The 18,109-nt window shown below is 27.5% G+C and carries 21 protein-coding genes; 6 read left to right on the forward strand and 15 right to left on the reverse strand.

The window, feature by feature from the left end; genetic code table 11:
* Positions 1 to 96: 96 nt before the first annotated feature.
* From Q0V24_RS11610 to Q0V24_RS11635, 6 genes are all read right to left on the reverse strand, one after another.
* A complete protein-coding gene (locus Q0V24_RS11610; protein ID WP_297521654.1) occupies positions 97 to 1,425 on the reverse strand; it encodes an ABC transporter permease in 1,329 nt (442 codons plus the stop codon).
* A gap of 14 nt (positions 1,426 to 1,439) precedes the next feature.
* Positions 1,440 to 2,774 (reverse strand): FtsX-like permease family protein, encoded by a 1,335-nt coding sequence (locus Q0V24_RS11615; RefSeq protein ID WP_297521656.1) that lies wholly within the window; start codon positions 2,772 to 2,774, stop codon positions 1,440 to 1,442.
* Between the two features lies 1 nt (position 2,775).
* Positions 2,776 to 3,462, reverse strand: coding sequence for an ABC transporter ATP-binding protein (locus Q0V24_RS11620; RefSeq protein WP_297521658.1), 687 nt, complete (start codon positions 3,460 to 3,462; stop codon positions 2,776 to 2,778).
* Between the two features lie 54 nt (positions 3,463 to 3,516).
* Positions 3,517 to 4,341 carry an SDR family NAD(P)-dependent oxidoreductase gene (locus Q0V24_RS11625; RefSeq protein WP_297521660.1) on the reverse strand — a complete coding sequence of 275 codons (825 nt, stop codon included), beginning with the start codon at positions 4,339 to 4,341 and terminating at the stop codon, positions 3,517 to 3,519.
* A 60-nt stretch (positions 4,342 to 4,401) separates the two neighbouring features.
* Positions 4,402 to 4,869 carry a TetR/AcrR family transcriptional regulator gene (locus tag Q0V24_RS11630; protein ID WP_297521662.1) on the reverse strand — a complete coding sequence of 156 codons (468 nt, stop codon included), beginning with the start codon at positions 4,867 to 4,869 and terminating at the stop codon, positions 4,402 to 4,404.
* Positions 4,870 to 5,005: 136 nt separating this feature from the next.
* On the reverse strand, positions 5,006 to 5,323 hold the full coding sequence (locus Q0V24_RS11635) for a hypothetical protein (protein WP_297521664.1): 318 nt from the start codon (positions 5,321 to 5,323) through the stop codon (positions 5,006 to 5,008).
* Between the two features lie 405 nt (positions 5,324 to 5,728).
* Between Q0V24_RS11635 and Q0V24_RS11640 the strand changes: the two genes are divergently transcribed.
* Entirely contained in the window at positions 5,729 to 6,019 is a 291-nt protein-coding gene (locus tag Q0V24_RS11640; protein WP_297521666.1) for a hypothetical protein, read from the forward strand.
* Positions 6,020 to 6,065: 46 nt separating this feature from the next.
* On the opposite strand, the gene Q0V24_RS11645 is transcribed toward Q0V24_RS11640, so the two are convergent.
* From Q0V24_RS11645 to Q0V24_RS11680, 8 genes are all read right to left on the reverse strand, one after another.
* Positions 6,066 to 6,623, reverse strand: coding sequence for a hypothetical protein (locus tag Q0V24_RS11645; RefSeq protein ID WP_297521667.1), 558 nt, complete (start codon positions 6,621 to 6,623; stop codon positions 6,066 to 6,068).
* 114 nt (positions 6,624 to 6,737) lie between these two features.
* A complete protein-coding gene (lepB, locus tag Q0V24_RS11650; RefSeq protein WP_297521669.1) occupies positions 6,738 to 7,232 on the reverse strand; it encodes a signal peptidase I in 495 nt (164 codons plus the stop codon).
* Between the two features lie 140 nt (positions 7,233 to 7,372).
* Positions 7,373 to 7,966: a hypothetical protein gene (locus Q0V24_RS11655; RefSeq protein ID WP_297521671.1), complete on the reverse strand. Its 594-nt coding sequence runs from the start codon at positions 7,964 to 7,966 to the stop codon at positions 7,373 to 7,375.
* 199 nt (positions 7,967 to 8,165) lie between these two features.
* On the reverse strand, positions 8,166 to 9,944 hold the full coding sequence (gene recQ, locus Q0V24_RS11660; protein ID WP_297521673.1) for a DNA helicase RecQ: 1,779 nt from the start codon (positions 9,942 to 9,944) through the stop codon (positions 8,166 to 8,168).
* 211 nt (positions 9,945 to 10,155) lie between these two features.
* Positions 10,156 to 10,473 carry a hypothetical protein gene (locus Q0V24_RS11665; protein ID WP_297521675.1) on the reverse strand — a complete coding sequence of 106 codons (318 nt, stop codon included), beginning with the start codon at positions 10,471 to 10,473 and terminating at the stop codon, positions 10,156 to 10,158.
* 142 nt (positions 10,474 to 10,615) lie between these two features.
* Positions 10,616 to 11,230, reverse strand: a complete 615-nt coding sequence (locus Q0V24_RS11670) for a thiamine phosphate synthase (protein ID WP_297521677.1) — start codon at positions 11,228 to 11,230, stop codon at positions 10,616 to 10,618.
* Between the two features lie 356 nt (positions 11,231 to 11,586).
* Complete coding sequence (locus tag Q0V24_RS11675) at positions 11,587 to 11,946, reverse strand: hypothetical protein (RefSeq protein ID WP_297521679.1); 360 nt, start codon at positions 11,944 to 11,946, stop codon at positions 11,587 to 11,589.
* Positions 11,947 to 12,049: 103 nt separating this feature from the next.
* The gene (locus Q0V24_RS11680) at positions 12,050 to 12,604 is read right to left on the reverse strand and encodes a hypothetical protein (protein WP_297521681.1); all 555 of its coding nucleotides are present in this window, start codon (positions 12,602 to 12,604) and stop codon (positions 12,050 to 12,052) included.
* Positions 12,605 to 12,877: 273 nt separating this feature from the next.
* On the opposite strand from Q0V24_RS11680, the gene Q0V24_RS11685 reads away from it, so the two are divergent.
* Both Q0V24_RS11685 and Q0V24_RS11690 read left to right on the forward strand, forming a co-directional pair.
* Positions 12,878 to 13,102 carry a DUF2164 domain-containing protein gene (locus Q0V24_RS11685; protein ID WP_297521683.1) on the forward strand — a complete coding sequence of 75 codons (225 nt, stop codon included), beginning with the start codon at positions 12,878 to 12,880 and terminating at the stop codon, positions 13,100 to 13,102.
* Positions 13,103 to 13,173: 71 nt separating this feature from the next.
* Positions 13,174 to 14,067, forward strand: a complete 894-nt coding sequence (locus tag Q0V24_RS11690; protein ID WP_297521685.1) for a TetR/AcrR family transcriptional regulator — start codon at positions 13,174 to 13,176, stop codon at positions 14,065 to 14,067.
* 43 nt (positions 14,068 to 14,110) lie between these two features.
* Here the strand turns inward: Q0V24_RS11690 and Q0V24_RS11695 are convergent, their stop codons facing one another.
* A complete protein-coding gene (locus Q0V24_RS11695) occupies positions 14,111 to 15,763 on the reverse strand; it encodes a nucleoside kinase (RefSeq protein WP_297521687.1) in 1,653 nt (550 codons plus the stop codon).
* Positions 15,764 to 15,884: 121 nt separating this feature from the next.
* Between Q0V24_RS11695 and Q0V24_RS11700 the strand changes: the two genes are divergently transcribed.
* From Q0V24_RS11700 to fba, 3 genes are all read left to right on the forward strand, one after another.
* A complete protein-coding gene (locus Q0V24_RS11700) occupies positions 15,885 to 16,580 on the forward strand; it encodes a DUF421 domain-containing protein (protein ID WP_297521689.1) in 696 nt (231 codons plus the stop codon).
* A gap of 8 nt (positions 16,581 to 16,588) precedes the next feature.
* Entirely contained in the window at positions 16,589 to 16,984 is a 396-nt protein-coding gene (locus Q0V24_RS17110; protein ID WP_366938306.1) for a DUF4363 family protein, read from the forward strand.
* Positions 16,985 to 17,126: 142 nt separating this feature from the next.
* Positions 17,127 to 18,059: a class II fructose-1,6-bisphosphate aldolase gene (gene fba / locus Q0V24_RS11705; RefSeq protein WP_297521690.1), complete on the forward strand. Its 933-nt coding sequence runs from the start codon at positions 17,127 to 17,129 to the stop codon at positions 18,057 to 18,059.
* Positions 18,060 to 18,109 lie beyond the last annotated feature (50 nt).

An 18,109-nucleotide genomic window follows, 5' to 3' on the forward strand; every position in this document is an offset into this window, starting at 1 on the left:
TATTCTCCTTAACCTAAAAAAAGAAGAAGCTATAATTCCTCTACTTTAGATTATAACTTCTTCTTATTCATTATTGTTAACATTTTCCTAACATTTTTACTCTTCATTAATTGTTTCAACAACATCTAGCTTTGCAGCTTTCCCTGCTGGGGCTATCCCTGCAAGTATTGAGACTATTATAGCTACAATAAATCCTAGCAATACATTTGCTGGTGTTAAATTAACTATAAAATCTTTTCCTATATATATTAAATATTTATTTACGCCAAAGATTCCTACTATTGCAAGAATACAACCAACTATTCCTCCAACAGTTCCAAGAATTATTGATTGAGTTAAGAATATTAATCTAACATCACTCTTTCTTGCTCCTAGTGCTCTCATTATTCCTATCCATTTTCTTTTTTCTTGAACTGTCATTGTCATAGTATTTACAAGCCCTACACTCGCAACTGCTATAACAATTATAGCTGCAATATCTAAAATAATAGTAATAAACCCTGTAAATACACTTGCTATTCCAACAACTTCACCAAGACTAAAAGTTGTATAGCCAAGAGTAGAATTTATTTGCTTATTAATTTCTGGTATTACTTTTTGATTTGGAACATCAATAGTAACCATTGAATATGTAGGTTTTATCTCACTTGATGTTTTCCCCATATAATAAGCTGTTATTTCTTGTGTTACACTACTTAAAGTTATTATATTACCTGGATAATAAGAGTTTGGTTCAGTATAAACTCCTTGAACTATTCCTTTTACTATCAAAGGTTTTCTAATCGGCATTCCTGGGATATCTGGCATTTTAACTGTGAAAGTTATTTCCTTACCTACTACTGACTTATAATCAGTAATTCCCATACCCTTTAGATAATCTTTACTTACAAGAAACTCATTAGCCTTTCCTGTTAAATCTTTTCCTGCTACAATTTTACCCTCTTGAGTATATTTATAATCTTTTGCATATCCAAGAATTAATGGACTTGTTCCATCTTCTTTAACTCCTGAAATTTTAACACTACTTGCTTTTGTAGCATTATATGCATTAAGATCTTTTACATTTTTAATTTTCATTACACTTGCAAGTGTTGCATTTGTAATTTTCTTTGAGTTATCCTCTTCTTTAGGATTTAATTGTTTATTTGCTGTATATGGTAAAAAACTCATTCCTTGGCTCATTTGCTGATTTACTGCCATATTCGATTTATCTGCATTATATTTCTCTGGTAGAACCATAACCTGCTCTAAATTACCAAAGCTTGATATAAATGTTGTTGCTGTTTTACTGATAGTACCACCAAGTCCTTGCATAGACACAAGTAACATACTACCAACAGAAATTGCAATTATAGTAAGAATACTTCTAAGTTTTCTTCTACTAATATCTCTAGCTGCCATAGCTATTCCATCTGTTAATTTCATAATACTGCTCCTCTCTACTGTCTTAATGATTCTACTGGGTCAAGTTTTGCTGCTCTTGATGCAGGGTAAACTCCTGCTAGAACTGAAACAACTATTGAAAATATTATTGTTGCAAGTATAAGCCACCAAGGTACATTGCTAAGTAGACTTACTCCCTGCCCTTGTTTTGTAAGCATATGAGCAATACCTATACTAATTACCTTAAATAAAACTACACTTATAATTGAACCAATAACTCCTCCAACAAGACCTATAGCCCCTGACTGAACAAGAAACATTGATTTTACATCTGAATTACTCGCTCCAACTGACTTCATAACTCCAATACTTTTTGTTCTTTCTGTTACTGCCATAATCATTGTATTAATTATTCCTATAGCTGCAACTATTAAAACAATAATTCCAAGTATTGATAGAACTAAAATTATATTCCCAAAATTCTCATTAATACTATCTACTTTTTGTTTATCTGAAGTTGCTTGATAACCTATTTTTTGAACTGCTGCTTGAACACTAGCTACATTATTCATATTATTAGCCTCAACAACAACACCATTATAGCCATAGTCTTTCATAAATTGTGGATTGTATTGTAAGAATCCAGCTATATCACCTGCATTTTTAGCACTCATAACAAATTTATTACCATCTGGCATATACTTACTTTCTACACCTACAACCTTAAATTCTTTTGTCATTGGAGTAACTGGTTTTCCTTCTATATTATTTATTACAAAGCTTAAATTCTTTCCAACTATATCAGAAGGATTTGAAACACCTATATCTTTTAATAAAGATTGTCCAACTACAATTCCATTATCTACATTTTTAGAAATATTTTTTCCTGCTATAATTGCCTTAAAGTTTACATCCTTTGATGAACTTTTTGCATTTTTAACATCTGAATCAAAATATGTATCATAATTTGCATCATATCCTTTTATAGGGAAGTTTCCATAGTATACTTTATTATCTATTTTAATTTCTGCAAGACTTGCATTGATATATGCTTGTATACCTTGAACATCTTTAACTTTTGCAATCTCTGCTAAACTATTTTCATTTAATGCTTTAAAATTATTTTTTATCCAAAGAGGCATATCTTTTGCCATTTCTTTTGGATTAGTTGGCATAACTGCATCTGCTTTTAAAGCTTGAACTGTTACATTTTTTGTGCTTCCACCACTATTTACAGTGTCAACTAAAAATCCTTTTATCATCATCCCAAGCGAAACCATTAATATAATAAGAATAGCCCCGACAGTAATTCCAAGTGAAGTTAAAAAAGTTCTTTTCTTTCTTCTGTTTAAATCTCTAAAAGCCATTGAAAGATTATCAGAAATTTTCATTTTACTTCACTCCTTCATTTGCAGAGTCATGAGTTATATTACCATCTCTAATATGAACAATTCTTCTAGCTTTTTCAGCCTCTTCTGGGTTATGAGTAACCATAATAAATGTATATCCCTTATCATTTAAATCATGGAATAACTTCATTATATTTTCACCAGTTTTAGAATCAAGATTCCCAGTTGGCTCATCAGCAAATATTATCTTTGGGTCGTTAACAAGCGCTCTAGCAATAGAAACTCTTTGTCTTTGTCCCCCTGACATTTCACTTGGTTTATGCTTTGCAAGTTTACCTAGTTCAACTTTTTCAAGCGCTGCCATAGCCTTCTTCTTTCGTTCTGATTTTCCCATTCCTGAAAAAATTAATGGCATCATAACATTTTCTAAAGCTGTCTGAGTATTCTCTAAATTGAATGCTTGGAATACAAATCCAATCTCCTCATTTCTAAATCTAGCCATTTCTTTATCTTTATGACTTGATATATCTTTTCCATCAAATAGGACTTGCCCACTAGTAGGTGTATCAAGTCCTCCTATAATATGCATCATAGTAGACTTCCCTGACCCTGATGGTCCTATTATTGCTAAAAACTCCCCATCCTCTATTTTCAAAGATACATTATTTAAAGCTACTATTGTTTCTTTTCCCATTTGATACTTTTTAATTATATTTTTAACTTCTATCAAATCTCTTTCCTCCTTGATCTAATTATATTACACATAAACTTATATGTAAGAAACTTAGTTTATGTGATTGACAGTTATAATGTTTTGAACTATTTCATACAACTTATTAAAATTATTTTCTTTTTTACTAATCTTTTTATCTAAGCTGCAAAGTTTATCTATATTATAAAACTTTTTTGCACTCTCATTTGAACTTATCATAATAATATTATCAACAATTCTCTTTGAAACTACTTCTGGCTTTTTAGAAATCATACGAATCCAAAAACTTGATTTTTCTCCCTGCTCATTATTAGTATCAACCATTCCTGGATTTACAAAGATACTAGGTACTTTAATTATTTCTCTATCATTTAAGAAATAATTAAAATAAGCACTTCCTGTATAAGCTGAAAGTAATGACTTCATTCCTGAAATTCCATCTACCTTTAAATTTTTTTCATTTATTTTTTGCAAAAGTCTTGCATCACCTATATGAACTATTTTACCCTCTTTAGATGTCAATAAAATATCTTCAAATTCTTTTATAAATAAATATCTTGAAATACATCCTACCATAAATATATTGTTATAACCTTCATTAGTTAAATCCGCTATTTTCCTTGGTCTAATATTTGCATTTAAAATTAATAAATCTAGCTGTTTATACAAACTTTTATATTCACATACAAACTTTTTGTTTTCTTCTATTGATTCTAAGTCAACAATAAATAATTTATGTATTCCTTTAGGATTAATATTTTCTAATTCATCTATAACTTTTTGCCCTTGTTCTTTATTTCTTCCAACTATATGCACTTCATAATCAGCTCTTGCAAAATCAACTGCCATAGCTTTTCCAATTCCTCTTGTTCCACCAGTAATAAGCACTCTTTTCATTCCTAATCACCTCTGCTATTAGTGTACAAAAATAAGCCCGCCCCTACAATATACAGTTTTCTATTTTTGTATATTACTTAACATCTCACCTGCTCTAATCATTAATTCCTGTTTACTAATAACGCCCGATTTATATTGGACTCCAAGGGCTATCATATAATTTGTAATCATTTTATCCTGAAAATCAAATCCTTCAAGTTCCTCATTAATTGTTCTAAGTCCTAGTTCTGAATCAATAATATTAACAAAGTAGTCAATCAGTTTATTGTAAAAGCTCATATCCTCCTCTAAATTTTTTATAGTATCTAAGTTAAAGTATTCCCCTAAAAAATATCTATATGTATATATGTAGACATCCTCTAATGATTCAAAATATGAATAAAAAGTAATCCTTGGAATTTCTGACTTCTTACATATATCTACAACTTTTGCTTTATCAAAGCTTTTTTCTAAAAAAACTTCACTTGCACCCTCTAATATTTTTTTTTGTTTATCTTTATCTAAATTTAAAAATGTTTGGCTTGGCATTTTTAATCACTCCCATATTTTTCTTTAGTTTAACACTATCTATAATACAAAAAAAAATCCAAAAATAATATAATTACTTTTGAATAGAAAAAGAGTCTAGATGTATCCCATCTAGACTTATATAAAATATATTTTTTTAAATTAATGCGATAACCATATTAACGCTCATTGAAACAATAAGTATTATCTTTGATAAAAAGAACATTCTTTGCTTTATAACTAAAGCTGAGATTGCTGCTATTCCACCTATAACTGCTATAAGTCTATCTATATAAAACTCCCCTGGCATTGAAATATATGCCACTATAGCTAATAATATAGCAAAAACAACTACACCGATATATACTCTTATATCTTTTGCTAACCTTCCATTCTTATAAAATAACGTAGCACCTGAAATCGCAAATAAAATCAACATTAGACTTGCTAATGACCATACTGTTGCTATACTCATATTTACGCCTCCTTAAATTTTTTTCATCCACTATTTAAAATCTATTTTTATTATATACTTTCTTTCGACATTTTTCGTCAAGTTTAATAAGAATTAACTTTATGTTTAAACTTTGTTCTTTATTCCCCCAAAACAATTAAATTTCTTTTACAAAAATACTACACTCAAAAAAAAGCAAATTTTTTTATAACATTTAAACTACTTTTTAATACATTTAAATCCTTTAATTTCTTAATATTTTTTTAACACAAAGTCCATTATAGTCAGATACTCTATCAAAGTCCAGAACTTATTTTAGTATAATATTAAATTTAATTTAACTTTTTTTAAAAACCTTTTAAATTCACACTTTAACAACAATTAGCATAAATAAACAATATAACAGTAATTTTCAGGGAGATTTAAATGGAAAATCAATTAGATTTACTAAAATTCAACGAACAAGTTATACTTAACCTAGATGTTAGTGATGATAAAATTTTCAAAGTAATTTTAGCTTTAGAATGCATCTTAGAATTTGAAAGCTATAAAGCTTTTGATTCTATTAAACTTTGTAAATATATAAATATACCATTTGAGGATATAGACTCTTATTTCGATATACTTATAAATAATAATATACTTATCAAAACTGAAACAAACTCTGCTTTTCTAAGTTTATATAAACTTAACCTTGATTATGGTTATGAATTATAAAAAAGCAGAATCAAATTAGATATCTAATTTGATTCTGCTTTTTTATTTAGCCTTGTAATAAAAAATTATACTCTTTATAATCATTTATTACACCTAGCCATTTATTAAATCTTTTTTTAATATTCTCTAGATCAAATTTTAAATCTTTGCTAATATTAAAAAGTCTTACATACTCTTTGTAATCATCATCTATTCTTACTTCATTTCCGTATCCATTATCTTTTAAATAATCCATAAAAATTTCTGATTTATAATTTCTTTTTTTGAATCTAAATTTGCCATACATTCTGACTTCTATTAGTTCATCTGTTTCATAAACTTGACTATTGTATCTAGTCGATAATTTATATGGTAGGCTAATTTCTAGTACTTCTCCACCAATATTCTCTGCTTCTGATATGTACACTAGTTTTTTGCTTGGATTTTTTTCTCCAACTTTGCAACTTTCTCCAAATGAACACCAAACTTTGTTTCCGCCATCTATTAGTTCAAATGTGTCTACTTCTTCTTTTAGACTTCCCCATTGCTTTTTACCTACGCATGTTTCTTCTTCTATAGCAGCTTGTATAGCATCTATAATTTGTTTTCTTCTATCCGTTCCCATAATACTTACATTCTGCCTTTCTTTATTTTATTTTACTCTCTCTTTTTTAGTCACTTATCTATTATAGATTAAAGAGTCTAATCAGTCTATCAATTTTTTTAATTTAGTAAATTATTATACCATCTTCCATTTGCTCACGCTAAAAATTACTTTTCCATATATTGATTTATTAAAATCTATATATCCAACATCATTACTTCTACTATCTAAACTAATATTTCTATTATCTCCCATAATAAAAATTTTACCCTCTGGAACTTCAAATTCTTGATTTCTTCCTCGCATCACTTCTTTTAAATATGGTTCAGAAATTAAAATATTATTTATATAAAGTTTATTGTCTTCTATTTTTATCAAATCCCCCCCTATTCCTATTATTCTTTTTATAACCCTTGTTTCTTTACCTTTATAGTCTATGTCTAGTATTGCTATATCGCCTCTATTTATCTCTTCAAAATTATATAATTTATCTATACACAAAATTTCTCCATTTGTCATAGTACTCTCCATAGATTTTCCTATTATATATGTAAAACCAATACTTAAATAAACTCCAATCCCTGTAAGTATAACTAAAGATAATAATACTATTTTTTTAATTTTATTCATCTTTTCCACTGCATCACTTCCAATATATTCCATTTATATATATTATAGTACCATTTTTATAAATTTAAAATATATTTTTGCTAAAAACACAAAAAAAGTTGTATGCTTAAATTAAGCATACAACTTTTTTATCTCTCTATTTAATCAATAGCCACTATTTCTATTGATTTTGCTTCTGGAAAAACTGCCTTTAATACCTCTAAAACCATATCTTTATATCTAACTTCTACAATACCTCTTGTAAAATCATTAGCTGCTGGAAACTTAAAATGTGTTTTACTTATTTTACTTAAGTTTTCAACACCTGTTTTAAGCCATGTATCATATCTGACTTCACTTTTCATTATGTCTTTTAATTTTTCTCTAAAGTTTTTCATATCTTTTTTATCTATCTTAAAATCATCTTCTGATATTCTTTCTTTTTCTACTTTAGCTTTACTTATCGTACTTTTTATATTTTCATTTGAAAGTTTAATAAATTCTTTTGTTGATAGCTCATCCACTTTTTTCTTTTTTTCTTCTGAATCTATCTTTTTATTTTTTATTAAAGTGAATTTATTATTAGTTCGTCCAGTGTTCTCACCCACAACTTTTAAATTAGAATTCACTTTATTTATTTCTCCTATTACCGATATATCTGCTTTTAAACTTTCTATTTCTATTTTCATTTCTATCAATTCACTTCTTAACTTAGAAATTTCTTCTATAAGAACTTTTATTTCTGGGTTTCCCACTCCAAACACACCCCTTTTTTCTATATTCCCCTCAAGTTCAACACTTTTCTGCTAATTACTTATATTTTAGCATATTTTCACAATATTTTAATATATTTTTTTCAATAGCAATTTATTTAAAATTGCTATTGAATCCTTTTCAAGTAAAATTTTTTATTCTATAAAAAGGTAATCATTCATTATTACTATATCCTTTTTTTCAGCTATTTATTTTTTGTTTTTTATAATCTCTAATTATAGTTCTTATAAATGCTCCATATTTTCTTATTTTTTCTTCCTGAAGTCCCTCTATCTTCGTTAATTCTTCATTAGTTTCCGGCAGTTTATTTACTATATCTATAAGAATATTATCAGTGAAAATATTATATGGTTTTACATCTTCTCTAACTGATAAATCCTTCCTAAGAATTCTAAACTTCTTAAATAATTCTTGATCTAAACAAATATCTGTACCACTTTCTTCTATTTTAAGATAAACTTTCTCTTCACCCTTTAAAATACGTATAGACTTCTCATTAAGTTTAACCATTATCCTTGTATTTTCTCTTCTATCTAAATATCCCTGCTTTATAAGTTCTGATAGTATTGCCCTTATCATACCACCTGAATACTCAGGCATTATTCTAAATGTAGAAAGCTCATAATATCTATTTTGTTCTACTTTTGGCCCTCTTATCCCTCTTAAAATATCTACTAAAACACTTTCTCCAACTTTTTCTTTAGTTCTATATATACATGAGAGTATCATTTGACTTTCTCTTGTCATATCCCTTATCTCATTATTATGTAAACAATAACTACAAGCATTACAATAATCTAAAGTATTTTCTTCTGAAAAATACTTTAATATAAAACTTCTATAACATGCCTTTTGCTCACAAAAATCAACTATTTTTTGAAGTTTTCTAAGTTCGCTCTCTCTCCTGCCCATTTCAACACTCGTATTAATTAAATACTCAACTGTAGCTATATCATCCCTATTATATAGTAGGAAACACTCCGCTCTACTTCCATCTCTTCCAGCTCTCCCAATTTCTTGATAATAACTTTCTATATTTTTAGGTATAGATGAATGAATGACATATCTAACATTAGATTTATCAATTCCCATTCCAAATGCATTTGTTGCAACAATTAAATTACTATCTTCTTTTAAGAACTCTTCTTGATTTTTGTTTTTGTCTTTATAATCCATTTTACCATGATACTTAGATGCATAAAAACCTCGTTCATTTAAATATAAATGTAATGCATCTACTTCTTTTGTTGTATTACAATATATAATCCCTGCTTTATCTTCATTTTCTCTTACCTGTGAACTTATAAAACTTAGCTTATCATCCTCATTTAACACTGAAATTTCTAAATTATCTCTATTAAAACTTCCAATATAACTAAATGGATTTTCTAAATTCAAAAGCTTTATTGTATCTGATATAACCTCTTTTGTTGCTGTTGCTGTAAATGCTGTTACCACAGGTCTTTTTGATAATTTTTTAATAAATGGCTCTATATTTCTATAACTTTTTCTAAAATCATGCCCCCACATAGAAACGCAATGTGCCTCATCTACTGCAACTTGACTTATATTTATATGTTTTAGCTTACTCACAAAAAAACTTGACTCTAACCTCTCTGGTGTTATGTAAAGTAGCTTTATCTCTTCATTCTTAATTTTTTCTAAAATACTATCTGATTCTTCTAATGTCAGTGCTGAATTTATATAATCTGCTGATATTCCTATTTCTCTAGCAGAATCCACTTGATCCTTCATAAGAGAAACAAGAGGACTTATAACTATTGTTAGCCCTTCAAACAATATAGCTGGAATTTGATAACAAATCGACTTACCACCACCAGTTGGAAGTATACAAAATGTATCATTTCCTTTTAAAATACTATTTATAACTTCATATTGTCCTTGCTTAAAACTGTCATAACCAAAAAATTTCTTTAAAATAATACTTGCTCTATTCATTCCTCTTCCCTCCCTACTCATTACTAATTATAAACATCTTTTTATAATATTATATCTAAGAGAAGTTTATTTTTCAAAATAATGCATAAAAAAAGTTAAATTACTTAAAATATAGTTGTAAGAGAAAATCATTTTTTTGATTTCTACTTAAAAAAGAGCCTTCCTTTATGAGATGAGTTTTTCTCATCATATAAAGAAGGCTCTTGATTTTTTACTTTATAAATAAATATGACTTTATATTTACTTCACCAGATTCCTCTTTTAATATCTTTAATTTAATATTAACTTCACTATTAACATCTATATTCTTATATATAATATATTCTTTCTCCTTATAAATCATCTTTAAATTAACTAAATCATCTATATCATCTACATTTAAAAAAACTGTTTTTTCATAATCATTTTTTATTTTCAAAACTTCTATAGGGATTTTATCTCCAGCGTAAGTTATCACTATATCCCTTATTGTCTCACCAGTTAAATTAATTAAATTTATGATGGTTACATTATCTTTTAAATTTATCACTTAACACACCCCCTATATATTTAATATTCTACAACTTAGAATTGAAATCCTCTTTAATTTCCTAATTTTACCTTTTATTTACTATAAAAAAATCCTTAGCTCTATACCAAGGATTTTTATAATATATCATTTATCAAAAAAATTATAATTTTTCTATTTTCTTCTTTAATTTATCACTATACAAATCACTAAATATAACACTAGAGCTTCCAATTAAACCATCTATAAGTGATTTGTTATCATACCTATCAAACTGTGATTTCATTCCATACGTTCCATAAATATTCCCTTTATATATATCTCTTAAAAAAATCATATTCTCTTCTGTTATTACATCTATCTTATCGTTTTCAATTCCTTCAAGACCTTTGCCAACCGTAATATAATCAAGTTTATACTCTTTAATCTCACTGAGCATTTTTTTATTATCTACCGTTAATCCAATTATTTTATTTTCACCTATTAGACTTCTTGCTATATCTGCTCTCATATCTGATTTTCCAAGATGTACTCCATCAGCATTCACAGCAATTGCTATATCAATTCTATCATTAACTAAAAATATTACTCTATGTTTTCTGCATATTTCTTTTATCATATTTGCCTCATAAACCATTTCTCTAACTGATTTACTTTTTGCTCTATACTGCACTACTGATACTCCTGATTTTATTGCTTCGTCTAATCCTTTTAATAACTCCTCTAATTTCATATTTTCATCTGTTACTAAATATAATTTTCTTTCACTAAATCTCAAGAACCTCACCCCATTTTAATACTTTTTAATTTATAATTATCTATATTGTAATAATATTGTTAAGCCTAAAATAACTAGTATTTTATATAATTAAACTAAGGTTATATATTAATCTCTCTCAAATCCCAAAGAAACAAACAAAATTATAATGAGCAAAGTCTAGATAATCCCTCTAGATTTTGTTTTTTTCATTTCTTTTAAAATTCAAATCTTAATTTCTATAATATTTTTATTTCTTTGAATATGTTACAAATATTTTTTATAACCACTTAACTTAAACCCTATATTTTATTATTATATAAAGCAAAAAAAGAAGATATACCTATTTATACATCTTCTTCCTCTTAAAATTTAATTTACTTCACATTTTTTTGTTGGTCTAACCCTTTTATATATTCTATTGCTTTATTAACTTTATTCTCATCATTTTTAGGAACTATTTTTTTCACAAAATTAAGTTCATCAACTGCCTGTGAATATGTTATTTTATTATTTTCCGCCTCTTGTACTATATATGATATTTTTTCAACTGCAACTCTCTGAACTTGCACCCTCTCAGTTGTGTTAAGTCCATGTATATCTTCTAATACTTGTTGATAATTCCCAGCCTTAACGTCATTTATAACCTCTTCCTTTGTAGCATTTATGCAAGATATAAAAAAAATAGCAAATAAACAAGTTACTATAGATAAAACTAATTTCTTTTTATTCCTCAATATTTACACCTCCTATATTAAAATATCTAGAATTAGTTTGTATATTTTTTTCATTTCTATACATAAAAAAAAGAGCCTGGAACTTCTCCCAAACTCTTAAACTTTATAAATATTTCACTCCAAATTTTAAAATAAAATAATCATCTTCTATTTTCAAAATATAAATATCACTTACATTATAGAAAAATGCATCATATATAAAATCACTATCACACACAAGTTTCCAATATTTTGATCCTCTAAGTCCTAGCTCATCCATCATATAATTTAATATATAATTATTTACCGATGTCTTATTTTTATTCTCACTATATTTTACTACTCTATTAGTAATCCAAACTCTTAAAATAGAGTCTAGCTCTTTCTCAAAAGTATTTATAACCTTAAAACTTAAAACTTGATTATAGCTCTCTTCTATAAAGCTTAAAATTCTTTCCCCTTCTGTATTACCAAGATTTAACCATCCCATACTACCTCTAATATTCTCATCTTCTCTTATGTACTCTTCACAATAACTTCTAAAACTTTCTTCTGGACTTTCTAAAAAATTTATTTTTTCAAAACCAAAATCATATTGCATATCTGAATCTGCCATAGACTGAATATCTGCCATAGCTTTCAAATATCCATCTAATTTCAAAGCATCCTTACAAATCATCTCCCATCCCCCCTATATATTATCTTTATACTATTATGTATCCTCTTCAATTATATCATATTTTTACTTAAATGCCATAAAATGACACATAAACATACCTCTAACACTAAGATATTCGATATTTTTTTTAATTTCTTAAATTTATAAGGATTTTTTTTCCTAATTTGCTTTATAATAAATTTAATATTATAATTATTTGTAGAACTGATAAGTTTTTATATAGAACTATAAAGTTCTATAATAGTTATTATTTTACCTTAGGAGTGTGAATTAATGAATAAATTTAAATTTTCAAAAGAAAGAGAAAGAGATTTAATAAATAGCATACAAGAATTTTTTATAACAGAAAGAGATGATCAATTAGGTGACCTTGCTGCCTCTATTGTCTTAGACTTTATAATAAATGAAGTTGGAGCTGAAATATATAATCAAGGTGTTGCTGATTCTTATAAATATATGTCAGATAGAGTTGAAGATCTCCTTGGAATAACAAAATAATATATCACAAATATTAGCATTATTTAACTAATTATAAAATTAATACTTCAAACTTAGAAAGGACTGTTTTTATGGATAACACTTATGAAAAAAGAAATGATATACTCCATGCTGCTGTATATTTATTTTCAAATAAAGGCTTTACTGCAACATCTGTTCAGGATATAGCTTCACATTGTAATATATCAAAAGCAACTATATATAAATTATTTAAATCAAAAGAAGACCTACTTATCCAAATATTTAAATACTTAAATAAACAAATATTTCTTTTAGTTGAAAATATTGACCTAGAAGGTTGTATGTCTGATATTGAAAAATTCGAAGAAAAACTCTATGTTTTTTTTGAACACTTATCAAGCAAAAAAGAATTTACATTAATGATTTATCAAGATCAAACTATTTTAAGAGCCGAAGAGTTTAAAAAAATCTTAATTGATAGTAAATTCTGTATACTAAATTGGTTTAAAGCTATCTTACTAGACACTTATGGAAAAGAAATCGAACCTATCATTTGGGATATTACACTCTCATTAGCTGGTTTAGTCAAAGAGTTTAGTCAAATATTTGTAACTAGAGAATTTCTTATAAAAGACCTTAGAGAAGTTTCTAAATATATTGTAAGAGATATCTCTGCAATAGTTAAAATTAATATTAATGAAGAACCACTTATTCCTTCAGAGGTTATTTGTGGAATGAACTTTAATACAGATTCTTTCTTTAATAAAGATTTACTTTTAGAAGAAGCTTCACTACTTATTGATAGTCTAAAATCAATTATAAAAAATTCTAAAGCTATTATAAACAAAGAAGAGATTAACGAAGCTATTGATACATTAGTTCTTGAACAAAATTCTAAAACATCAAGACGATATATAATAGATGGGCTTTTCCTTTATCTTTTAAAATATAGTGAATTAGAAAAAGATGTCTTATTCTTAAAACAAATTTATAGAAAACTATAAATCATAAAGGCTTGTACATTTGCACAAGCCTTTATAATTTATATTAATATTTATAAAAACAACTTCCTCCAATAAATTCTCTTAGTAAAGAATTACTTGGGACCCTATCAAAATCTATATCTTCAAAAAAGTTTAAAAATGTTTTTAGCCTTTTTGCCTCATAATATACCTCACTATCTTCACTTACACGTGATAATTCTTTTAGTGCTAGTGCTTTTAGCACAGATAACTCATATACCAAAGTTGAATTAAACATAACATCAGCCTCTTCCTGAAATATAAATATGTTTTTTTCTTCTCCTCTTTTAATTGATGGCCACATAGATAATGTCTTTTGTGCATCATATCCTCTTGATAAACTATCTCTAACTATTCTCCTTACCTTCCTTACATCTGTTGTAGATATCTTATTATGACTATCTAGATTAAGTTGTGTAAGTGCTGATATATATACTTTAAATTTGTACTTATCATCAATTTCACTAGTTAATCTGTCATTAAGTCCATGTATTCCTTCTACTATAAGAACTCTATCTCCATCTAATGAAACTTTATTCCCACACCACTCTCTTACCCCAGTTTTAAAATTAAAACAAGGTACTTCAATCTCTTTACCTAGTAATAACTCATTTAAATGTTTATTAAACAGCTTTAAATCTAAAGCTTCTAAGCATTCAAAATCTGGTTTCCCCTCCTCATCAACTGGTGTTTTATCTCTACTCACAAAATAATCATCAAGTGAAATCATAACAGGCTTTAACCCATTAACCTTTAATTGAACAGAAAGCCTTTTTGTAAATGTAGTTTTACCTGATGATGATGGCCCTGCAACAAGTATTATTTTCGCATCTTTTTTTTCTGAAAATTTATCTGCAATGCAAGCTATTTTCTTCTCGTGCAATGCTTCTGATACTCTAATTATTTCATCTATACTTTTATCAGTTAATGTATAATTTAATGCCCCAACATCTGCAACCCCTAGTATATCAAGCCACTTTGCTGTTTCTTTAAAGACTCCATATAATTTTTTTTGTTCTTTAAAAACTGGTAACTCTGTAGGATTTTTAGTTCTTGGAAGTCTTATAATAAAACCTGGGTTATAAAATAATAAATCATAATTTTTAAGTACACCTGTTGAATATGCCATAGAACCATAAAAATAATCATATCTATTGTCAATTTTATAAAGCTTAACCCTATCACTTTTTACATATCTTAAAAGTCTTAACTTATCATCCATTTTATATGTTTCAAAAACTTGCTGTGCTATATTTTTATCAACTGCCCTTTTTTCTATTTTTATATCAGAACTTATAATTTCATCCATTCTATTTTTTATCTGTGCTAATTCCTCTTTTGTTAAAGGGCTCTCCTTATGAATCTCACCATATATCCCTTTATTTATAGAATGCTCTATTGTAATTTTTGCATCTTTAAAAATATCAATAGCCGCTTTTATAAAAATAAATTGAGCTGTTCTTTTATAAGCATCCATCCCAACTTTTTCAGTTATATCTATAAATTTTATTTCCCCCTCCTCTTTAATTTTAGAAGTTAACTCATAATATTTATCATTTTGTTTAGCTAAAACAATAGGTATTAATCGCTCCTTATAATTAATAGGAAGAAGCTTACCAAAACATACTTTTTCTTCTATAACTTTACTAACGCCATCTACAATAACTTTTATACACATAAACTTCGCTCCTTTTAAAATAAAATTTTAGTTACTTTATTTTATAGAAGAGGCATCCAAAAGTGTCCTATTTTAGAATAAATATTTTCAATATTGTTAAACTACACTTAGGAGGTGTTTTATGTTTCTAGTTTTCATAAGAACTACTATTTTATATTTTATTGTAATACTTGTAATAAGACTTATGGGTAAAAGACAACTTGGTGAACTTCAACCCTATGAACTTGTTATAACCATTATGCTCTCAGACCTTGCAGTTCTGCCCATGCAAGATACAAGACTTCCACTTCTCCTTGGTATAATCCCAATAGTTACACTTTTAATGATAAAAACAATACTCACAGAACTTCAAATGAAATTTCCTTTAATAGCTAAAATAATTGATGGAACACCTGTAATCCTAATACATAATGGCAAAATTCAAATTAAAAATCTTAAAGATCAAAAAATGACAGTTAAAAATTTATTAGAAGAGATTAGAGAAAAAGGTTACCTAGATATTGAGCAAATCAAGTTTGCAATTCTTGAAAATAACGGAAGTGTTTCCATCTTTCCTCATGATGCAATCTCCCCAGTGACAAAAGGTGATTTAGATATACAAATACTCCATAGAAATCTACCTAAAATTCTTTTTTTAGATGGGAATTTACACATTAACTCACTTACAGAAATCGGTAAAGATTTCAACTGGTTATCTAATAAACTTTCAGAACTTAATGCACCACCATTAAATAAACTTTTTTTAGTCATTTTTACTTCTGAAAAAAAAATATTTTTCCAAGAATACGCACAATTAAATAAAGGGTCTGATTTATAATGAAAAAAATGATATTTTCCATACTACTATTTCTATCAGTATTTATTTTTGTTTTTTACTCACATAATCTTCTAAAAAAGGTTTGCAATAACATACTTATATACTGTGAGACAATCGAAGAAATTTTTGAAACTTCTAATTTAAATTCTGATAACACTTTAAATTGGAACAATATTCACAAAAATTCCATAGAATTAGAAGTTTATATTAAATCTAACTATAGATTACTATCCCTATATATAAATCATGAATTATTAGACTCTCTAGATAGTGAAGTTCTTACTTTAGAACAATTTTCAAAGTCACAAGAAATCGGAGAATCACTCTCTTCTCTTCATAAAATAATAAGCCAAACTAAAAATATTTTATCATTGCAAGAGATAAATTTTGAAAATATAATTTGAATTAAGAACATTCTATGAACTAGTGGAAATATTCTTAAATTTAGGTTATAATAAAAACATAACAAGGGATTAGTCCCAGTGGGTCTAAAAAAGACCCTTTATAGAAAATATATATTAAAACTTATGAAAGGTGGTACACACAATGGCATTAGTTACTACAACAGAAATGTTCAAAAAAGCTTACGAGGGTGGATACTCAATCGGAGCATTTAATATCAATAACATGGAGATCGTTCAAGGAATAGTTGCAGCTTGTAAAGCTAAAAACTCACCTGTAATTCTTCAATGTTCAACAGGAGCAATCAAATATGCAGGAGCAGAATACTTAGTTTCAATGGCTAAAATCGCTTCAGAGCAATCAGGAATAGATATCGCTGTTCATTTAGACCACGGTCCAAATTTAGAAGCAGTTAAAGAAGTTATCGCTGCTGGATTCACATCAGTAATGTTTGATGGATCACACTACGATTTCGAAGAAAACATCAAAAAAACTAAAGAGGTTGTTGAATACGCTCACGCTAGAGGCGTAGTTGTAGAAGCAGAACTTGGAGTTTTAGCTGGAGTTGAAGATGATGTAGTTGCAGACTCACATGTTTACACAAACCCAGATGAAGCTGTAAGATTCGTTAAAGAAACAGGGGTTGATTCATTAGCTATCGCTATAGGAACATCACACGGAGCAGTTAAATTTGCACCAGATGCTAAACCTCAATTAAAATTCGAAATATTAGCTGAAATTCAAGACAGATTACCAGGATTCCCTATCGTATTACACGGTGCTTCAGCAGTATCTGCTGAAACAGTTAACAAGTGTAATGAATTCGGTGGAAAAATAGCTAACGCTAAAGGAATTCCAGTTGAAATGTTAAGAAAAGCATCTTCAATGGCTGTATGTAAAATAAACATGGATACAGACATCAGACTTGCTATGACAGCATCAATCAGAGAAACATTTGGAACAAAGCCAGACGTATTCGACCCAAGAGCATACCTTGGAGCTGCTAGAACAGCTGTTCAAGATTTAGTTACTGATAAAATCGATAACATCTTAGGATCAGAAAACGGAATGAACTAATTCCAATTTAAAAGGAACTGACTTTTGTCAGTTCCTTTTTTTATCCACCA

It is taken from the genome of uncultured Clostridium sp. (genome assembly GCF_947039605.1).
In the GTDB taxonomy this organism is placed as follows: domain Bacteria; phylum Bacillota; class Clostridia; order Clostridiales; family Clostridiaceae; genus Sarcina.